Origin of the sequence: Streptomyces sp. NPDC020597, from assembly GCF_044335095.1 — a bacterium.
Classification (GTDB): Bacteria; Actinomycetota; Actinomycetes; order Streptomycetales; family Streptomycetaceae; genus Streptomyces.
Genome location: NZ_JBIRUL010000010.1, coordinates 43,967 through 62,685, shown reverse-complemented (window position 1 = coordinate 62,685; position 18,719 = coordinate 43,967). Strand labels below are relative to the sequence as shown.

The window sequence follows — 18,719 nt, the reverse complement described above, 5'->3', positions numbered from 1 at the left end:
GGCCGGCCCCCTGCCCACGGCTCAGCGCACCGGGCCGCCGCTCAGCGCACCGTCGCCGTGGCCGCCTCGGCGACGACGGCGGCGACGGCGGCCGGCTGTTCGACGAGGGCGAGGTGTCCCGCGTCCGCCACCGCCACCGTACGGACCCGCGGGCAGGCCTCGAGGCCCCGCCGTTCGCCGTCCGTCAGGCCGATCCCGTCCCGGTCGCCGCGCACCACCCAGGCGGGGACCCCGGCCTCGCACAGCCGCGGGACCAGGGACGGATAGCGGTCGAGGTACGCGTAGTAGGCGCGAACGATCCGTCGGCAGGCCGCCGGGTCGCTGCTCCCCATGGCCGCGGCCAGCGCCTCGGCGCGGTGCGGCGGCAGTTCGCGTTTCAGCGCACGGGGCAGCAGCCGGATCATGGCGGCCCAGGCCGCGCCGCCCAGCACGGGCACCCGGCCCAGGGCGTTCAGGACGGTCAGGAAGCGGGCCTCGTCGCCGCGCGAGAAGGTCGGGGACAGCAGGACCAGCGGGCCGTGGAACAGGCCGAGCGCGGCCATCTCCAGCGCCACGTTCGCGCCCAGGCTGTGGCCGACGACGGTGCCGCAGCCCTCTTCGGCGGCGAAGTCCGCCATCAGCCGGGCGTAGTGCTCCATGGAGACGTCCGACGGCGGTTCGGTGGGGCCGAACCCGGGCTGGGTCACCGCGACCGTCGCCAGCCCGGCCACCGCGGGCTCGGCCATCACGTCCGCGTAGAACTCCGTCGTGCACAGCCCGCCCGGAATCATCAGCACCCGGTGCGGGGCGTTCGCCGCGCCCGCCCGGCGGATCTGCCACCGTTGGCCCATACCCCGAGCCTGACCCCTGTGCGGCCGGGCCGCACCCGGGACCGGGGACGACCGACCGGCGCACGGGAGTCCGGGCCCGGGCCGGGGCACCGACCCCGACGATGTGCCGCATCGCCGGGGTGTGCGCCACACACGGTGTCCAGCCCGCGGGGACGGCGTGCCTCGTTAGGGTCGCCGCATGACCCACAGCTTCGCTCTCCACGTTCCGGACGCCGCCCTCGAACCCGATCCGCTCGACCCGTCGCAGATCGTGTCCGGCTCGCCCGAGGTCAGCGGCAGGGTGGTGTGCCAGTCCGACGACGGCCGGCAGATCCGGGGAATCTGGCAGATCACCCCGGGCGTGGTCACCGACACGGAGGCGGACGAGCTGTTCGTCGTGGTCAGCGGCTCGGCGACCGTCGAGGTCGAGGGCGGGCCGACGCTGACGGTGGGCCCCGGGGACATGGCCGTGCTGCGCGAGGGCGACCGCACGACGTGGACGGTCCACGAGACGCTGCGCAAGGTCTACGCGATCAACCGGTGAGCGGGGCCGGGGGCGCCGTCGTCCCCCGGATCTCCAGCAGCGGCGCGGCGAGCCGCACCCGCCCCGCTCCGCCGCCCCCCTCGAACCGGTCCAGGAGGCAGCGGGCCGCCCGGCGACCGACCTCGTGGCCGGCGTTGTCGACGGTGGTCAGCCACAGGTGCCGCAGCCGGGAGATGCTGGTGTTGTCGTAGCCGACCACGGAGAGGTCCCCGGGAACGCGCAGCCCCAGCTCGTCCGCGGCCGACAGCGCGCCCACCCCGGCCATGTCGTTCACGGCGAACACGGCCGTCGGCCGGTCGGGACGGCCCAACAGCCGCACCGCGGCACGGTGACCGCCCTCCTCGGTCATGTCACTCGCCTCGACGGCGGGCCGCTCCACGCCGTGCTCCCGCATCACCGCCTCGAAGCTGCGCCGCCGCAGCTCGCCGACCGCGCCGTACCCCGCGATGTGAGCGATGCGGCGGTGCCCGAGCGCTAGCAGGTGCTCGGTGACCAGGCGCGCGCCCTGTTCGTCGTCGCCCGCGACCAGGTCCACCCCCGGCGGGACGGGTTCCCGGGCGCCGGCGACGACGACCGGGATCCGCTCCGCGACCGCGCCGAGCGCTGCCGGGTCGGGCAGCGTCCCGACGATCACCAGCCCGTCCGCGCCGAGGTCCAGGAAGGGGCCGGCCGGGTCCTGGCCGACCCGGCGGTTGAGACGGGCGTCGGCGAGCAGCATGTGCAGACCGTGCGCGTGCAGCAGGGAGTTGAGACCGTCGAGGAGGTCCACGTACCAGGGGTTGCGCAGATCGTGCAGGAGGACGCCGACCATGGGGGTTCCCGCGTCCGGCCGTCCAGGGGGGCCTGGGAGGTTGCGCTGCTCGCTGAGGCTGCGCGCCGCCGTGTTCGGCCGGTAGCCCAGTTCGCCGGCGGCGCGCAGGACGGCCTCCCGCTTCTCCGCGCGCACCTGCCCGGTCCCGCGCAGCACGAGCGAGACCAGGGATTTGGACACGCCCGCGCGGTCGGCGACGTCTCGGATGGTCGGCGGTCTCATGACATGGACCGTTCCATGTCGCCGGACGGCTGTCAAAGGGGTACGTCCTTCACCCTCTCCAGGCCTCGAAGGCCTTGACACCTTCGGCGGGCCGCCCTCAGGGTGACTTGGACAGGACATGGACCGGTCCAGCAAAGACCGGCAGAAGGCTGAGAGGGGCCGTCATGGTGGACGCGCTCGGTGTCGCCGTCGTCGGGTTCGGCTGGATGGGGCGGGTGCACACCCAGGCGTACGCCCGCGTCCGGCACCACTACCCGCACCTCGCCCTGCGCCCGGAGCTGGTGGTCGTCGCCGAGGAGGTCCCCGGCCGGGCGGAGGAGGCGGCAGCGCAGTACGGCTTCGCCGCCACCACCCGCGACTGGCGCGAGGTGGCCGCCGACCCCCGCGTCCAGGCCGTCAGCATCACCGCGCCGAACTTCCTGCACCGCGAGATCGGCGTCGCGATGGCCGAGGCCGGCAAGCACATCTGGATCGAGAAGCCGGTGGGCCTCACCCGCGAGGACGCCGTCGCCGTGGCGGACGCCGTGGCGCGGGCCGGGGTCCAGGGGGCCGTCGGATTCAACTACCGCAACGCGCCCGCCGTCGAGACCGCCCGTGCGCTGATCGCCGCCGGTGAGCTGGGCGCCGTCACCCATGTCCGCATCCGTCTTCTCAGCGACTACGCGGCCCACCCCGACGGCGCGCTGACCTGGCGGTACGAACGGGAGCGCGGCGGCAGCGGGGTGCTCGGCGATCTGGCCTCGCACGGCGTCGACCTGGCCCGCTTCCTGCTCGGCGACATCACCTCGCTGGCGGCCGACACCGCCGTCTTCGTCCCGCAGCGCGCCCGTCCGACGGGTGCCACGGCGGGTCACAGCCTCGCGGCGGGCGGCGAACTCGGTCCGGTCGAGAACGAGGACTACGTCAACTGCCTGCTGCGCTTCGCCTCCGGCGCGCGGGGCGTGTTGGAGGCCTGCCGGGTCTCGGTGGGCGCGCAGAACGACTACGGCTTCGAGGTGCACGGCACCGAGGGCGCGGTGTTCTGGGACTTCAGGCGGATGAACGAGCTCGGCGTCAGCCGCGGCACGACGTACCAGGACCAGCCGGTCAGCACGGTGTACGTGGGTCCGGGCGACGGAGAGTTCGCGGCCTTCCAGCCGGGCGCGGCCAACGCGATGGGCTACGACGACCTCAAGGTCGTGGAGGCCTGCCGCTTCCTGCGTTCGGTCGCCGAGGGCGCCCCGCACGGGGCGACGCTCGCGGACGCGGTGCACAGCGCCACCGTGCTGGAGGCGATGTCGCGCTCCGCCGGGAGCAGCCGCTGGGTCGACGTGCACCCGTAGGGGTGGGGCCAGGACCACCCCCGATCCGGCGTCCAGGCCCCGCGACCGGGACCGCCGGAGGCGGCAGGCTTCAGGGGCCGGCCCGGACGAGCCCCGCGGGAGCCTGGCGGCCGGCGCCGCATCCACCACGCAGACAACCAGGGGGACCCCATGTCCGAAGCCGTCGCCCGGCGCCTGACCGGCCTCGCCGCCGTAGCCGCCGCCGTCGCCCTCATCGTCCAGGTGCCGCTGTACTTCCTCTACGCGGGCCCGCCGCCGGACGTCAACGTCCTGTCCCGGCTGCTGGTCGGGATCGTCGCGCTGGCGTGCCTCGTCGTGTTCGTGACGGCGTTCCGGGACCTGGTCCGGCGCGTCTCCCCCGACCACGAGTGGATCGGCTCGATCGCCTTCGCGACCGGACTCGTGTACGCCACGGTCACCCTCGTCTCGATGGGGCTGGAGGCCGGCGCGGTCATCGCCGTCGACCACCCGATCGACCCGACGATCGACGTCAGCGGCACCTACATCCTCTACGGGTCGGTCTCCCGCCTCATGCTTGCGCTGTTCCTGACCGCGTTCGGCCAGGCCGTGGTCCGCACCGGGCTGCTGCCGCGCTGGACCGGCCGCTCCGCCCACGTCCTGGCCGGCGTCAACCTCGTGTTCGTGCCGTCGCTGTTCTTCGGCAACGACCCCGCGTTCTTCTACGCGGCGAACGGCTGGGGCACGACCGCGCTGATGGGCTTCGTCCTCAGCTACTGGCTGCTGGCCGTGGGGATCTCGACGTACCGCGGCGCGGTCCGCGTCGCCCGGGCGGCCGCCGCCCCCGCGCTGCGGGCCTGAAGGCGCGGGGCAGGCGTCCCGGCGCCCGGGCTGCGGAGGCGTCCGCGGCGCCACGGCCGGAGCCTGCGAGGACCGGAGGAAGCGCACGCCCCCGGGCGGAGGCCCGCGTCAGCCGCCCGCCGCCCGGGGCGGCATGTTGTACGGGGTGACGACCTGGATCGCCGACGGCGGCCGGGGCCCGGCCGGCGGCAGTGCGCCGTGCGCCCGCATCACGGTGTGGCAGGCCTCGCGCACGTCGTGGCGCAGGTCGTGGTGGAGGACGGCGGACAGCCGGTGCTCGCGCAGCAGCCGGGTGTTGTCCTGGTCGAGGTCGTGGGCGACGAACACCGCGCACGTCCGTCCGAGGTCGGCGAAGGCGCGCAGGGCGGCGATGTTGCCGCCGCCGATCGAGTAGACGGCGCGGATCAGCGGGTCCCGTTCCAGTGCGCCGCGCACGAGGTCGTAATGGGTGGCGTCCAGGCCCTGCCCGCCGACGATCTCCACGAGCGCCCGCTGCGGGTGCCGGGCCCGCATCACTCCGCGAAAGCCCATCTCGCGCTCCTCCTCGTTGCGGAAGAACCCGCTGCTCAGGCTGGTGAGGACGTTGCCGGGCCGGTCCCCGAGCCACTGGCCGGTGAGATAGGCGGCGGTCGCGCCGGCCGCGCGGTCGTCGATGCCGACATAGGCGAGCCGGGCGCTGGCGGGCAGGTCGGTGACCAGCGTGACGACGGGGATGCCGGCGGCCACCAGCCGGCCGACGGCCGCGGTGACCTCGGGGACGTCCGGCGCCTTGAGGATCACCCCCTGCGAGCCGCGCCGGGCTATCCGGTCCAGGGTCGCCACCAGTTCCCCCGCCCGGCCGGTCTCCCGGAAGTGGAACCGCGAACGCAGCACCGCCGGGTGCAGCGACGGCAGCTCGGCCTCCAGGGCGGAGCGCACGGCGGTGGTGAATCGTTCCGGCGCCTGCATCACGATGTCGATCATGAAGGTGCGGCCGACGAGCCTGACCTGGGTGCGCTGGCGGTCGAGGTCGGCGATGGCCCGGCGCACCTCCTGCGCGGTGGACTCCCGCACCCCGCCCCTGCCGTTGAGCACCCGGTCGACGGTCGCCTCGCTCAGACCGGCCTGACGCGCGATCTCGCGGAGCGGGAAAGGGTGACCCACGGAAGACTCCTCGGCATCGGCTTGAGGGGTTTTTGACGGCTGCCTGCTGGTTGTTCGACGGGTTTGTCATGACAAGAATGGCAGGGCTGAGCCGCCGTTGTCATCGAAGGGACGCCGATGTCCTTCACCTCCGTGCCGGGTTCCGCCCGGCTGACCGGGCAGGACTGCGACCTGGACGTGTTCCGCTCGCTCGTCGAGCGCACGACCGACCTCGCCGACTTCCCGCACGCCTCGGCCGTCGAGGAGAACGTCCTCGTCTACGACAGCGCGCGCCTGCGGGCGGCCGGTGACGGCGGCCGCGCGATCCGCGCCGAGCTGGTGCGGGCCTTCTCCGACGGACCCGGCGTGGTCGTGCTGCGCGGCGCCTTCCCGGACGCGGCGGTCGTCGACCGGCTGACGGCCGTCTTCGACGCGCTCATCGCCGCGCAGCACGCCTCGGGGGCGACCGCCGGGGACCACTTCGCGAAGCCCGGCGCCAACGACCGCGTCTGGAACGCCCTGGAGAAGGCCGCACTCCACGATCCGGAGGCGTTCGCCGACTACTACGCGAGCGACGTCCTCGCCCTGGTCGCCCGCGCCTGGCTGGGCCCCGGCTACCAGGTGACCTCGCAGGTCAACGTCGTCAACCCGGGCGGCGCGGCCCAGAGCCCGCACCGCGACTACCATCTCGGGTTCCTCTCCGACCGGGCGGCCGCCGCCTACCCGGCGCACGTCCACCGCCTCTCCCCCGTGCTCACCCTCCAGGGCGCGGTCGCGCACTGCGACATGCCCGTGGAGTCCGGGCCCACGCTGTACCTGCCGTACTCGCAGACCTACGAGCCCGGCTACCTCGCCTGGCGGCGGCCGGAGTTCCAGGCCTGTTTCGCCGAACGGCACGTGCAGTTGCCGCTGGCCAAGGGCGACGCCGTCTTCTTCAACCCGGCGGTCTTCCACGCCGCCGGCGCCAACCGCACGGCCGGCGTCCGCCGGACGGCCAACCTGCTCCAGGTGTCCTCGGCCTTCGGGCGCGCGATGGAGACCGTGGACCGGGAGGCGGTGGTGAACGCGGTCTTCCCCGTGCTGCTCGGCCGCAGGTCGCGCGGTGCGGACGAGGAGTGGCTCGAGCGGGTCGTCGCCGCGAGCGCCGAGGGCTACCCCTTCCCCACGAACCTCGACGCCGACCCGCCGGTCGACGGACTGGCCCCGCCCTCGCAGGCGGACCTCGTACGGCAGGCGCTGCGCGAGGAGTGGACCCCGCAGACGCTCCGGGACGCGCTGCGGGCCGGCGCCGCACGGCGCACCAGCTGAAAGGAACCCCCGTACATGGGACTTCTCGACGACAAGGTCGTCCTCGTCAACGGCGGCAGCCAGGGCGTGGGCGCGGCCGTCGCGCGAGCCGCGGTCGCTGAGGGCGCCCTGGTGGCCGTCACCGGACGGCGGCGTGAGCCGGGTGAGGCACTGGTGGCGGAACTGACCGCCGCGGGCGGCGAGGCCGTGTTCGTCCAGGCCGACCTGGCGGACGCCGGACAGGCGCGCGCGTCGGTGGCCGAGACGGTGGCGGTCCACGGACGGATCGACTGCCTGGTGAACTCGGCGGGGCTGACCGACCGGGGCACGCTGCTGGACACCTCGCCCGAGCTGTTCGACCGCCACATCGCGATCAATCTGCGCGCGCCGTTCTTCGCCATGCAGGCGGCGGTCGCGGACATGGTGTCCCGGAAGGCCCCCGGCACGATCGTCAACGTCATCACCTCCTCGGCGCACGGGGGGCAGTCCTTCCTCGCGCCGTACGTGGCCGCCAAGGCCGGGCTGATGGGCCTCACCCGCAACGCGGCGCACGCCCACCGCTTCGACCGGATCCGGATCAACGGCCTCAACATCGGCTGGACGGCCACCGAGGGCGAGGACGCCACACAGCGGGCCTTCCACGGCGCGGGCGACGACTGGCGCGAGCAGGCCGCCGCACGGCTGCCGATGGGCAGGCTGGGCCGGCCCGACGAGATCGCCGACTTCGTCGTCCTCCTGCTGTCGGACCGGTCCGGCGTGGTCACCGGTTCGGTGATCGACTGGGACCAGAACGTCCTCGGCGGACTCGACTAGCCGTCCACCCGCGGCCCGTCCCGTCATCCCCGTCCGTTCCCCGTCCCGGCTCCCCTTCCGGCCCGTCCCCGTCCCCGTCCCCCGCCTCTTCGTCCCCTCCCGTTGTTCCCTCCCCGCAAGACCCTCAAGGAGCTGCACCCTCATGCGCATCGGAATCCTCGGCCTCGGCCGCATCGGCGCCTTCCACGCCGAGACCCTCTCCGGACTCGACGCCGTCGAGTCGCTCGTCGTGGCAGATCCGTTCGCCGAGGCCGCCAAGACCGCCGCGGAGCGGTTCGGCGCCGAGGTCGCGGACTCCCCCGAGGCGGTGCTGGCCGCCGGGATCGACGGCGTCGTGATCGCCGCGGCGACCGACGCCCACCCGGGCCTGATCCTCGCCGCCATCGAGGCGGGCGTCCCCGTGTTCTGCGAGAAGCCCGTGGCCCGGACGATGGCCGAGGGCGTCGAGGTGCTGAAGGCCGTCCAGGGCAGTCCGGTGCCGATCCAGATCGGCTACAACCGCCGTTTCGACGCGGGCTTCGCAGCCGCGCGGGCCGCCGTGCTGGCCGGTGAGCTGGGCACGCTGCACACGGTCCGCTCGACCACGCTGGACCCGGCTCCGCCGCCCGCCGCGTACGTGGCCGCCTCCGGCGGCATCTTCCGGGACTGTTCCGTGCACGACTTCGACATCATCCGCTGGGTCACCGGCCGCGAGGTGAGCGAGGTGTACGCGGTCGGCGGCAACCGGGGCGCCGACTACATCGCGGCGGCGGGCGACGCCGACACCACCGGCGCCATCCTCACCCTCGACGACGGCACGATCGCGGTGGTGTCCAACTCCCGCCACAACGCCCGGGGTTACGACGTGCGGATGGAGATCCACGGCTTCACCGACTCGATCGCGGTGGGTCTCGAGGACAAGCTGCCGCTGCGCTCGGTGGAGCCCGGGGTCACCTTCCCGGCCGGCACGCCGCACGACTTCTTCATGGACCGCTTCACCGCCGCGTACCGCGCCGAGCTCACCGCGTTCACCGAGGTCGTGGCCGGGACCCGCCCCTCGCCCTGCACGATCGAGGACGCGCTGGAGGCGGGCTGGATCGCCGACGCGTGCACGCTGTCCCTGCACGAGCACCGGCCGGTGACGATCGCGGAGGTGCGGGCGTCCTGACGCCCGGCCGGGCAGCCGGAACGAGGGCGGCCGGGGCCGGGGCGGAACACGCCCCGGCCCCGGCCGCCCTCTGGGCTCACAGGCCGTAGCGGATCGCGACCTGGTCGGGGTCGTAGTCGTCGCGGGACGGGTCGCGCGGGATCGCCGGCCGCTCCTCCACCAGATCCTGCGGGTCCACCCGCTCCGGCAGCGCCCCGAACCGGGCCCGCCGCCCGGCCTCCGCCCCGTCCGCCTGCGGCTCGACCGTCCGCAGTTCGTCCGCCTGCACTTCGTCCGCCTGCTGCTCCGCCCGCCGCTCTTCCCGCATCTCACCCTCCCGGCCCTGCCCGGAACGTCTTCCGTCCCGGGCCCTCTGCGAGGGGAACGTCCGCGCCGCGCGGCGGGTTCCGCGGAGGCCGAAGACGCGGCACGGCGGAACGCTTTTCCTGACGGGGTCGCGCGGGGCGCGGGTGCGGCCGGTCATCGCCGCCGAACGACCGCGGGAGCGTCGCCGCCTGTCGGCGGCGGACGCTCCCGTCCGGTCCTAAGGGCGCCTCAGGACTCGCCCTCGCCCGGGGCGGCCACGGGGGCGGTGAGGTCCTTCTCCTCCGGCAGCTCGTCGACGTCGACGCCACGCACCTGGGACAACTCGTGCTTGAGGGCCGCGAGTTCGGCGCCGCCGGCCATGTGGTTGGTGAGCTCTTCGAGGCTGACCTGGTCGCGGGAGGCGGTGAGTTCCATGGTGCCCAGGCGCAGGACGCTGAAGTGGTCGCCGACCATGTAGGCGTGGTGCGGGTTGTGGGTGATGAAGATGACGCCGAGGCCGCGGTCGCGGGCGGCGGCGATGTACTTCAGGACCACGCCGGACTGCTTGACGCCGAGGGCGGCGGTGGGCTCGTCCAGGATCAGCACCCGGGCGCCGAAGTAGACGGCGCGGGCGATGGCGACGCACTGGCGCTGGCCGCCGGAGAGCGTGCCGATGGGCTGTTCCATGTCGTCCAGGACGATGCCCATGTTGCGCAGTTCGCGGTCGGCGGTCTTCTTCATGGCGGCGATGTCGAGACGGCGCACGGGCCAGGGCCCCTTGGTCATCTCGGAGCCGAGGAAGAAGTTGCGCCAGACCGGCATCAGCGGGACGGTGGCGAGGTCCTGGTAGACGGTGGCGATGCCCTTGTCGAGGGCCTCGCGGGGCGTCGTGAAGCGCACCGGCCGGCCGTCGACGAGGAACTCGCCCTCGGTGTGCTGGTGCAGTCCCGAGACGATCTTGATGAGGGTGGACTTGCCGGCGCCGTTGTCGCCGAGCACGCAGGTCACCCGCCCCGGGTGGACGGCGAGGCTCACGCCGTGCAGGGCGCGGATGTTCCCGTAGGACTTGCCCGCGCCGCGCAGCTCGACGATCGGGCCGTCCCCGGTCTCGGGGACGGTGTCCGCGATGACGGCCCCGTGGGTACCGCTCTTGTCGGTGGATGTCATGGGGTGGGTCACCTCCGGGTCGCCGTGCGGCTGACCCACAGATTGATCAGGACGGCGCCGAGGAGCATGACGCCGAGGAAGGCCTTGAACCAGTCGGGGTTCCAGCCGGCGTAGACGATGCCCTGCTGCACCATGCCGAACATGAACGCGCCGAAGACCGGGCCGATCGCCGAGCCCGCACCGCCGGTCAGCAGACAGCCGCCGATCACCGCCGCGGAGATGTAGATCAGCTCCTGGCCCACGCCCTCACCCGACTGCACGGTGTTGAACGTGAACAGCTGGTGCATCCCCACGAACCAGGCGCCGAAGCCGACCAGCATGAACAGCGAGATCTTCGTGAAGGTCACCGGGACGCCGACGGCCCGCGCCGACTCCTTGTTGCCGCCCACCGCGAAGATCCAGTTGCCGTACCGGGTGCGCAGCAGCACCCACGTCGCCAGCGCCGCGAACACCAGCCAGTACACGATGGTGATCTTCACCTGGACGTCGCCGATGTGGAACGACGACGCGAAGATCTTCTTGGCCTGGCCGAAGCCGTCCATGTCGCTGATGTCGTCGGTCGCCACGTTGGTGGTGACCAGCTTGGTCACCGCCAGGTTGACGCCCTGGAGGATCAGGAAGGTGCCCAGGGTGATCAGGAAGCTCGGCAGGCCGGTCTTCACGACCATCCAGCCGTTGAGGAACCCGATCCCCAGCGACACGGCGAGCGCCACCACCACACCGACCCACACGTTCATGGTGAGCTGGTAGCTGAGCATGCTCGCGGTGAGCGCCGAGGTGATCACCGCGACGCCGGACGACAGGTCGAACTCGCCGCCGATCATCAGCAGCGCCACCGGCAGCGCCATGATCCCGATGGTCGACGACTGGTAGAGGATGTTCGCCATCGCGCTGCCCTCGCGCACCGGCGGGGCCGTGATCAGGAAGAACACGTACACGGCGACGGCTCCCAGGAACACCCCCACCTCGGGGCGCGCCAGCAGCCGCAGAGCCGGCGACCGCCGGACGGTCCGGCCGTCGCTCTGCTGGGGGCCGGAGGCCGGCGGTGAGGTCACCGCCGGCTCGGCATGCCGGGTCCCGCTCATCACCGGGTGCCCTTCGCGGCGAACGCGGCGACCGCCTCGACGTTGGACTTGTCGACGAAGGCGGGGCCGGTCAGCACCGGCTGCTCACCGCCGCCCATGTAGTTGCCGTTGTTCTTGTAGAGCCACAGCGAGTCGATCGCCAGGTAGCCCTGGAGGTAGGGCTGCTGGTCGACGGCGAACTGGATCGTGCCCTTGCTGATGGCCCCGGTCAGGTCCTTGTTGAGGTCGAACGTCGCGATCTTGGCCTTGCTGCCCGCGTCGGCCGCCGACTGCACCGACGTCAGCGCGAACGGGGCGCCGAGGGTGACCACGTAGTCGATGGCCTTGTCCTGGCTCAGCTTGGCGGTGATCGTCGACTTGACCGACGGCATGTCGGTGCCGTTGACGTTGAGGACCTCGGTGGTGCCCTTGAAGGTCTTCTTCACGCCGTCGCAGCGCTGGGTGAGGCCGATGTTGCCCTGCTCCTGGATGACGCAGACGGCCTTCTTGGCGCCCTCGGTGTTGAGGCGGTTGCCGAGGGCCTCGCCGGCCACGGTCTCGTCCTGGCCGAAGAACTCCATCAGCCCGAGGTTCTTCCACTCGCTGACACCGGAGTTGAGACCGACCACGGGTATCTTCGCGGTCTTCGCCTTGGCGATGACGTCCTTGAGCGCGTCCGGCTTGGCCAGGGTGACCGCGATGCCGTCGACCTTCTGGTCGATCGCGTTCTGGATGAGGTTGGCCTGGTTGCCGGCGTTCGGGTCGGCGGAGTAGACCAGCTTGACGTTGTCCTTGGCGGCGGCGGCCTCGGCGCCCTTGCGGACGATGTCCCAGAAGGTGTCGCCGGGCGACTGGTGGGTCACCAGCGCCACCGTCATCTGCGGGGTGCTCGCCTTGCCCGCGGAAGCGCCGTCCGCGCTCTCCTCGGACTTCTTCCCGCCGGAGCTGCTGGAGCAGCCTGCGAGGGTCAGAGCCACTGCCGCGGCCATGGCCACGACCGGAGCGATGCTGCGTGAGCGGGACGGAGAAGAGCTGTCCATCTTTCCTGCACCTCACTGTGCGACGGAGAAAACGACGGGGATCGAGTGGAGGCGAACGGGAGGATCCGGGGCCCGTTTCTTCTCAGATTGGGGCCGGGGAGCCGGGTCCGCGACTGTTCAGGTGTCCCGGACCCGGCCCGTGCACTGCTGGGACCGGATTCAATTCCTTGGCGAGCCCGGTGTCAATACTTTGTTATGACATCATTTCACGTACAGGTCCGAATGTAAGTACAAAGTCTTGACAGTGCGTGCTCCCGGGACCTACACCTGGGGAGAGCCAGGTCCCGATCGCCGTGAGGAGCCTCCCATACGGCGCGATCAGCCCGGCAACCGGACCTGATCTTGACGGAGGCGGACAGGTGCGCGGTTTCGGCCGCGTCGCACCGACGACCGAACCGACGACCGAAGGGGTGCCCCGATGGCGAAGGCCGGCGCCCGGACCCGTGCCACGGCGGGCACCGCGCTCGACGGGCTGCACTTCGCACTGAACCGCACCAGCCCGGTACCGCTCTACTACCAGCTCGCCCGGCAGTTGGAGCAGGCGATCGAGCGGGGGGCGCTCGCCCCGGGCGACCTGCTGGGCAACGAGATCGACCTGTCGACCCGGCTCGGGCTGTCCCGCCCCACGGTCCGCCAGGGCATCCAGTCGCTCGTCGACAAGGGGCTGCTGGTGCGCCGCCGAGGCGTCGGCACGCAGGTGGTGGACAGCCAGGTGAAGCGGCCACTGGAGCTCAGCAGCCTGTACGACGACCTGGAGGCGGCCGGCCAGGGACCGACGACACGCGTCGTGCGCAACGAGCGGGTGCCGGCGACCGCGAACGTCGCCGCCGCACTGGCCGTCGAGGAGGGCAGCGAGGTCACCCTGCTGGAGCGGCTGCGCGCCACGCACGGACAGCCGGTGGCGTTCCTGTCCAACTACCTGCCTTCGGCACTGCCGGACTTCGACACCGCGCGCCTGGAGTCGACGGGCCTGTACCGGCTGCTGCGCACCGCGGGCATCACCCTGCACAGCGCCCGCCAGACGGTGGGCGCCCGCTCCGCCACCGCCGGGGAGGCCGCCCTCCTCGCCGAGGCGGAGGGGGCGGCCCTGCTGACCATGCGCCGCACCGCGTACGACGACACCGGGCGGGCGGTCGAGTACGGGACGCACATCTACCGCGCGTCCCGGTACGCGTTCGACTTCCAGCTGCTGGTCAGGCCGTGCCCGTGATCCCCGGCGCGCCGGGCGCCGGGCGGGTCCGGTCGGCTCAGCGGGGCGCCATGCGCAGGGCGCCGTCCATCCGGATGGTCTCGCCGTTGAGGTAGTCGTGGTCGACGATCGTCAGGGCCAGCCGCGCGTACTCCTCGGGACGGGCCAGCCGGCGCGGGAAGGGCACCCCGGCCGCGAGCGAGGCGCGGAACTCCTCCGACACGGTCGCCAGCATCGGCGTCTCCACGACGCCCGGGGCGATGGTGCACACCCGGATGCCGTACTGGGCCAGGTCGCGGGCGGCCGGCAGGGTCAGCCCGACGACCCCGCCCTTGGACGACGCGTACGCGGCCTGCCCGATCTGGCCGTCGTACGCGGCGATCGAGGCGGTGTTGACGATGACTCCCCGCTGGCCGTCCGCGTCGGCCTCCGTCTCGGCGATGGCCTCGGAGGCGAGCGCGAGCACGTTGAACGTGCCGATCAGATTGATCTGGATCACCTTGGCGTACAGGCCGAGGTCGTGGACGCCCTTCTTGCCGAGGATCCGCGCCGACGGGCCGATGCCCGCGCAGTTGACGACCGTGCGCAGCGGCACGCCGGACCCGGCCGCGGTCGCGACGGCGGCCCGGACCTGCTCGGGGTCGGTGACGTCGGCGGGCACATAGGTGACGCCGTCGACCTCGGGCGCCTTGTCGACGCCGTCCTTGAGGTCGAGGGCGAAGACCCGTGCACCGCGCCCGGCGAGGGCCTGCGCGGTGGCCGCGCCGAGGCCGGACGCACCGCCGGTGACGAGGGCGGCGGTGTTCTCGAGCTGCATCATCACTCCTTGCCGAGGACGGTGAGCACACCGCCCTCGTCGCGGTCCAGCGCACGGGAGATGATCATGCGCTGGATCTGGTTGGTTCCTTCGAAGATCTGCATGACCTTGGCCTCGCGCATGAAACGCTCCACCGGGAAGTCACGGGTGTATCCGTACCCCCCGAGGACCTGGACCGCGTCCGTGGTCACCTTCATGGCGTTGTCCGTAGCGACGAGTTTGGCGATGGACGCCTCCCGCGTGAAGGGCAGGTGCAGGTCCTTCAGCCGGGCTGCGGCCAGCGCGGTGGCCCGCGCCGACTCGATGGCCGCGCCCATGTCGGCGAGCACGAACGCCAGGCCCTGGTGCTCGATGATCGGCTTGCCGAAGGTCTCCCGCTCGCGCGCGTAGCGCACCGCGTGGTCCAGGGCGCCCTGGGCGAGACCGGTGGCGACGGCGGCGATGCCCAGGCGGCCGCAGTCGAGGGAGGCGAGCGCGATCTTCAGCCCCTGGCCCTCCTCCCCGATCCGGCGTTCGACGGGCACCCGGACGTCCTCGAACCGCATGGTCGCGGTCGCCGAGCCGGTCAGGCCCATCTTGCGCTCCGGCGGGTCGGCGCTGAGGCCGGCGGCGTCGGCCGGGACGAGGAAGCAGGAGATGCCGTGCGTCCGGTCCTCGGAGGTACGGGCCATGACCGTGTAGAAGTCGGCGTAACCGCCGTGCGTGGTCCAGGCCTTGGCGCCGTTCAGCACATAGGAGTCGCCGTCGCGGACCGCGCGGGTGAGCATGGCCGCCGGGTCGGAGCCGGCGTGCGGCTCGGACAGGCAGTACGCGCCGAGCAGGTCACCGGCGAGCATGTCGGGCAGCCACCTGCGCCGCTGCTCCGCGTCGCCGAAGCGGGCCAGCGGGAAACAGGACAGGGCGTGCACGGAGATCCCCACGGCGACGCTCGACCAGACCGCGGCGACCTCCTCGAGCACCTGGAGGTAGACGCCGTACGGCTGGTCCGCCCCGCCGTCCTCCTCGGCGAAGGGCAGTCCGAGCAGACCGCTGCGGCCGAGGGTGCGGAAGACGTCCCGGGGGAACGCCCCGTCCGCCTCCGCGTCGGCGACCCGGGGTGCGAGTTCCTTGGCGGCGAGGGTGCGGGTGAGCTGGATGAGCTCGACGGCTTCCTCGGTCGGCAGGGCGCGGGTGGCAGGCATGGTGACCTCCACGGAGGAGTGCGGGAAAGTGCGGAGTACTGCGAATGATACTGACGTGCGTACGAACGTATCATTCACAGTACGGCATGGAGACGGGCCGGAGCCAGGCCGGTGGCCCGCTCGAGCGATGTCGGCGGCGGCGCCGGAAAGCGGCCGGGACGACCTGGAGCGGCCGTAGGGTCCGGGGCGGCCGGTGAGCCGGACGAAGGGGCGGGACGGGTCGAGGGCGGAAGAGCCCCGGGTACGCCGGTCAGGAGGAGACGGCGTGCACGATCAGCGAGGCGAGCTGTTCGTAGGCCTGCGCGTCGGTCAGCCCGGTGCGCGCCTGCAGCTCGCCCAACTGGATCTGCCGCATGGTGGCGGCGGCGACCTCGCCGACGAACGCGGTGTGCACCTCGCGGAAGGCGCCGTCCGAGACGCCTGCCGCGATCAGCCGGCGCACCCGCTCGGCGGCCATCCGCGTGTTGGCCTCGTACACCTCGCGGGCGGGCGGGAAGTCCGCCACGTCGTCGAGGAAGCGGCGGGAGAGCGGGCGCAGCTGCTCGGCCACGGCGGTCAGGTAGGCCCGTACCCGGTCCGAGGGGTCGGCGGTCAGCGCCACCCGCTTCTCGACGGCCTCGGTCGCCCCGCGGAAGTAGTGCTTGACCGCTTCGACGACCAGCCCCTGCTTGCTGCGGGCGAGCTGGTACAGCGTCGTCTTGGAGCAGCGCAGCCGCTCGGCGAGATCGTCGAGCGTGAGATGGGCGAACCCCTCCGCCGTCACCAGTGCGACGAGTCGTTCCAGCAGGTCGGCCTGTCTGGCGGTGCGGCGGGAGGACGGCATGATCCCCAGCGTAGCCTCACTGGTTACTCGCGGGTCAGTGTCCGGCGCCGACGTGTCTCGTCCGTGCGCCGCGTCCAGCCGGGAGCACCGGTCCGCGGTCGGCTCCGGGTCGACGGCGGCCGGGTTCTCCTCCCGTGGCCACCGATCGCCCTTCCTCCGGTCACGCCGGTGCCGCCCGGCCCGGACCGGGACTGGCTTGAAGTGCACGCGAGCACAAGGGCCTTGGCCCGGGCGGGATCCGGGGCGCGAATGTCGGGCTGGGAGCCTCGCCCCGTGCACGACGGCGGTCCCTTGAGGAGGACGGGCCATGGTCACCGCCTGATGGTTGCCGGTGGCGGCGCTCGACGGTGCGGGCCCCGCCGGTCTGCTGACGTTCTGGCACATGCGCCGCAGCGGGTGGCGCGGGACGTCCTCACCGCGATGCAAGCTGTGCACGGAATGCCGAAGGCCGTTTCAGATTCTCTCTGAAACGGCCTCTGACCTGCGACTTCGAAAAGTCGGGACGACAGGATTTGAACCTGCGACCCCTTGACCCCCAGTCAAGTGCGCTACCAAGCTGCGCCACGTCCCGATGCGCTCCGCACGGTGCTGCCCGTGTGATCGCGCGAACAGCACTTTACCCCACCCGGAGCGATGCACCGAAGTGGGCCCGCCCGCGGGACAATCGGGACATGGACCGTTGGGGCAGCACAGGAGGCACGAGCGGCGACCGGCCCGGCGCCGCCAGGGACCGCGACGGAGAGGGGCGGGCGCGCAGTGCCCGGCCCCGGGACGGGCTCGGCCGGCCTCTGCCGTACGGCGCGCCCGGTGTGGAGCGGCAGCCGGAGGGGGTCGTCCGCACCCCGGAGCAGACCGTGGCCGAGGCGCAGGCGCTGCTGGACGCCGGGAAGCCCTTCCACGCGCACGAGGTCTTCGAGGACGCCTGGAAGTCGGGCCCGGCTGCGGAGCGCACCCTGTGGCGGGGGCTCGCCCAGCTCGCCGTGGGTCTCACGCACGCGGCCCGGGGGAACCTCACGGGCGGGGTGCGACTGCTGCGGCGCGGCGCCGGGGCCGCCGAGGAGTGGGCGGCGGGCGCGGGAGAGGACCGGCCGTACGGGCTGGATCTCACGGGGCTGGCGCGGTGGGCGCGTGAGCTGGCGGCGTCGGTGGAGCGGACGGGCGCGGCGGTGGACGCGCAGGCCCGGGCGCCCCGGCTGCGCTGACGCCGGATCCGGCCCGGCCCGGGCTGACGCCGGGCCCGGCCCGTCCCCCACGTCGGCGAAGGCCGACGTCAGGACCCGCCCGCCCCGCCCGCGCCTCGGCGAAGACTCCCGACGCGTGCCCCGTGCACCGGCGCGGCGCCCGACAGGCCGCGCCCGACCGTCTACCGCAGCAGCAGCTGCAGTCCGCCCACGACGGTCGCCGCGATCACCAGCTGCTCGAACAGCCGCTGGTTGATGCGGTGCACCGCCCACTTGCCGAACAGCGCGCCGGGGACGACGAACGCGGCGAGGGCGGCGTCCAGCAGCAGCGAACGGCCGTCGATCAGGCCGAGGCCCACGCTGAACGGCACCTTCGAGACGTTGACGATCAGGAAGAAGAACGCCGAGGTGCCGAGGAAGCCGAGCTTGCGGAAGCCGGCCGAGAGCAGGTACATCGACATGACCGGACCGCCCGCGTTGGCGACCATCGTGGTGAAACCGCCGAGGACGCCGTAGGAGCGGGCCTTGAGGCGTCCGGCCCGGGTCACCACGGCGTCGGGGTCGTCCGCCGCGTCGCCCGCGCGCCGCCGCCACACCGTGACGCCGGCCATCAGCAGCAGGATCGCGCCGATCGACGTCCGGACGATCCCGTCGTCGGCCCACACCAGGAACAGCGCGCCGAGGACCACGCCGGCCGCGACCGCCGGAAAGAGCCGCCACAGTGTGGGCCAGTGGGCGTGCCGCCGGTAGGTGAGGACGGCCAGGACGTCTCCGGCGATGAGGATCGGCAGCAGGACGCCCGTGGAGGCGCGGGCGGGCAGGACCGCCGCGAAGACGGCGAGGCTGACCGTGTTGGCCCCGCTGACGGCCGTCTTGGAGAAGCCGACGAGCACGGCCGCGAGGGCGAGGGCGGCGAACTCCCAGCCGGTGATGTGCCACAGGGTCATCGTGTTCATGCGGGGACCGATGCTACGCACATCTATCGAACACCCGGCGGGCCGTCTCGCCAGGTGGCCGGTTCCCTGCGCAGGGGACCGGCGCGACCCGTCAATGCCGTTCGACGTCAGCGCCGTTCG

The 18,719-nt window shown here is 72.8% G+C and carries 19 protein-coding genes and 1 tRNA gene; 8 read left to right on the top strand and 12 right to left on the bottom strand.

The window, feature by feature from the left end:
- Positions 1–41: 41 nt before the first annotated feature.
- Positions 42–830 carry an alpha/beta fold hydrolase gene (locus tag ACH4ZA_RS19350; protein ID WP_398430553.1) on the bottom strand — a complete coding sequence of 263 codons (789 nt, stop codon included), beginning with the start codon at positions 828–830 and terminating at the stop codon, positions 42–44.
- Between the two features lie 178 nt (positions 831–1,008).
- On the opposite strand from ACH4ZA_RS19350, the gene ACH4ZA_RS19345 reads away from it, so the two are divergent.
- A complete protein-coding gene (locus ACH4ZA_RS19345; protein WP_398430552.1) occupies positions 1,009–1,353 on the top strand; it encodes a cupin domain-containing protein in 345 nt (114 codons plus the stop codon).
- Here ACH4ZA_RS19345 and ACH4ZA_RS19340 read toward each other — a convergent pair.
- Entirely contained in the window at positions 1,343–2,386 is a 1,044-nt protein-coding gene (locus tag ACH4ZA_RS19340; RefSeq protein WP_398430551.1) for a LacI family DNA-binding transcriptional regulator, read from the bottom strand. The genes ACH4ZA_RS19345 and ACH4ZA_RS19340 overlap by 11 nt on opposite strands.
- A 164-nt stretch (positions 2,387–2,550) precedes the next feature.
- On the opposite strand from ACH4ZA_RS19340, the gene ACH4ZA_RS19335 reads away from it, so the two are divergent.
- Positions 2,551–3,708 carry a Gfo/Idh/MocA family protein gene (locus tag ACH4ZA_RS19335; protein WP_398430550.1) on the top strand — a complete coding sequence of 386 codons (1,158 nt, stop codon included), beginning with the start codon at positions 2,551–2,553 and terminating at the stop codon, positions 3,706–3,708.
- A 150-nt stretch (positions 3,709–3,858) separates the two neighbouring features.
- The gene (locus tag ACH4ZA_RS19330) at positions 3,859–4,527 is read left to right on the top strand and encodes a hypothetical protein (RefSeq protein ID WP_398430549.1); all 669 of its coding nucleotides are present in this window, start codon (positions 3,859–3,861) and stop codon (positions 4,525–4,527) included.
- A gap of 108 nt (positions 4,528–4,635) precedes the next feature.
- On the opposite strand, the gene ACH4ZA_RS19325 is transcribed toward ACH4ZA_RS19330, so the two are convergent.
- Positions 4,636–5,670: a LacI family DNA-binding transcriptional regulator gene (locus ACH4ZA_RS19325; RefSeq protein ID WP_398430547.1), complete on the bottom strand. Its 1,035-nt coding sequence runs from the start codon at positions 5,668–5,670 to the stop codon at positions 4,636–4,638.
- Positions 5,671–5,787: 117 nt separating this feature from the next.
- Here ACH4ZA_RS19325 and ACH4ZA_RS19320 point away from each other — a divergent pair, with 117 nt between their 5' ends.
- From ACH4ZA_RS19320 to ACH4ZA_RS19310, 3 genes are all read left to right on the top strand, one after another.
- Entirely contained in the window at positions 5,788–6,957 is a 1,170-nt protein-coding gene (locus ACH4ZA_RS19320; RefSeq protein WP_398430545.1) for a phytanoyl-CoA dioxygenase family protein, read from the top strand.
- A 15-nt stretch (positions 6,958–6,972) separates the two neighbouring features.
- Positions 6,973–7,749, top strand: a complete 777-nt coding sequence (locus ACH4ZA_RS19315; RefSeq protein ID WP_398430543.1) for an SDR family oxidoreductase — start codon at positions 6,973–6,975, stop codon at positions 7,747–7,749.
- Between the two features lie 142 nt (positions 7,750–7,891).
- Positions 7,892–8,896, top strand: coding sequence for a Gfo/Idh/MocA family oxidoreductase (locus ACH4ZA_RS19310; protein WP_398430542.1), 1,005 nt, complete (start codon positions 7,892–7,894; stop codon positions 8,894–8,896).
- Positions 8,897–8,972: 76 nt separating this feature from the next.
- Here the strand turns inward: ACH4ZA_RS19310 and ACH4ZA_RS19305 are convergent, their stop codons facing one another.
- The 4 genes from ACH4ZA_RS19305 to ACH4ZA_RS19290 all read right to left on the bottom strand — a co-directional run bounded on the left by ACH4ZA_RS19305 (position 8,973) and on the right by ACH4ZA_RS19290 (position 12,452).
- A complete protein-coding gene (locus tag ACH4ZA_RS19305; protein WP_398430540.1) occupies positions 8,973–9,203 on the bottom strand; it encodes a hypothetical protein in 231 nt (76 codons plus the stop codon).
- 227 nt (positions 9,204–9,430) lie between these two features.
- Positions 9,431–10,348 carry an ATP-binding cassette domain-containing protein gene (locus tag ACH4ZA_RS19300; protein ID WP_398430538.1) on the bottom strand — a complete coding sequence of 306 codons (918 nt, stop codon included), beginning with the start codon at positions 10,346–10,348 and terminating at the stop codon, positions 9,431–9,433.
- Positions 10,349–10,356: 8 nt separating this feature from the next.
- Entirely contained in the window at positions 10,357–11,433 is a 1,077-nt protein-coding gene (locus tag ACH4ZA_RS19295) for an ABC transporter permease (protein ID WP_398430537.1), read from the bottom strand.
- Positions 11,433–12,452, bottom strand: a complete 1,020-nt coding sequence (locus tag ACH4ZA_RS19290) for a sugar ABC transporter substrate-binding protein (protein WP_398430536.1) — start codon at positions 12,450–12,452, stop codon at positions 11,433–11,435. The genes ACH4ZA_RS19295 and ACH4ZA_RS19290 overlap by 1 nt, the downstream gene beginning before the upstream one ends.
- A 418-nt stretch (positions 12,453–12,870) precedes the next feature.
- Between ACH4ZA_RS19290 and ACH4ZA_RS19285 the strand changes: the two genes are divergently transcribed.
- Positions 12,871–13,662 carry a GntR family transcriptional regulator gene (locus ACH4ZA_RS19285; protein ID WP_398430534.1) on the top strand — a complete coding sequence of 264 codons (792 nt, stop codon included), beginning with the start codon at positions 12,871–12,873 and terminating at the stop codon, positions 13,660–13,662.
- A 37-nt stretch (positions 13,663–13,699) separates the two neighbouring features.
- Here ACH4ZA_RS19285 and ACH4ZA_RS19280 read toward each other — a convergent pair whose 3' ends face one another.
- The 4 genes from ACH4ZA_RS19280 to ACH4ZA_RS19265 all read right to left on the bottom strand — a co-directional run bounded on the left by ACH4ZA_RS19280 (position 13,700) and on the right by ACH4ZA_RS19265 (position 17,033).
- Positions 13,700–14,458: an SDR family NAD(P)-dependent oxidoreductase gene (locus tag ACH4ZA_RS19280; protein WP_398430824.1), complete on the bottom strand. Its 759-nt coding sequence runs from the start codon at positions 14,456–14,458 to the stop codon at positions 13,700–13,702.
- A gap of 2 nt (positions 14,459–14,460) precedes the next feature.
- Positions 14,461–15,639 (bottom strand): acyl-CoA dehydrogenase family protein, encoded by a 1,179-nt coding sequence (locus ACH4ZA_RS19275; RefSeq protein WP_398430533.1) that lies wholly within the window; start codon positions 15,637–15,639, stop codon positions 14,461–14,463.
- 250 nt (positions 15,640–15,889) lie between these two features.
- Positions 15,890–16,462, bottom strand: coding sequence for a TetR/AcrR family transcriptional regulator (locus tag ACH4ZA_RS19270; protein ID WP_398430532.1), 573 nt, complete (start codon positions 16,460–16,462; stop codon positions 15,890–15,892).
- A gap of 497 nt (positions 16,463–16,959) precedes the next feature.
- Positions 16,960–17,033: transfer RNA gene (locus tag ACH4ZA_RS19265), tRNA-Pro, on the bottom strand.
- 100 nt (positions 17,034–17,133) lie between these two features.
- On the opposite strand from ACH4ZA_RS19265, the gene ACH4ZA_RS19260 reads away from it, so the two are divergent.
- Positions 17,134–17,664 carry a DUF309 domain-containing protein gene (locus ACH4ZA_RS19260; RefSeq protein ID WP_398430530.1) on the top strand — a complete coding sequence of 177 codons (531 nt, stop codon included), beginning with the start codon at positions 17,134–17,136 and terminating at the stop codon, positions 17,662–17,664.
- A 161-nt stretch (positions 17,665–17,825) separates the two neighbouring features.
- On the opposite strand, the gene ACH4ZA_RS19255 is transcribed toward ACH4ZA_RS19260, so the two are convergent.
- Positions 17,826–18,599: a sulfite exporter TauE/SafE family protein gene (locus ACH4ZA_RS19255; RefSeq protein ID WP_398430529.1), complete on the bottom strand. Its 774-nt coding sequence runs from the start codon at positions 18,597–18,599 to the stop codon at positions 17,826–17,828.
- Positions 18,600–18,719 lie beyond the last annotated feature (120 nt).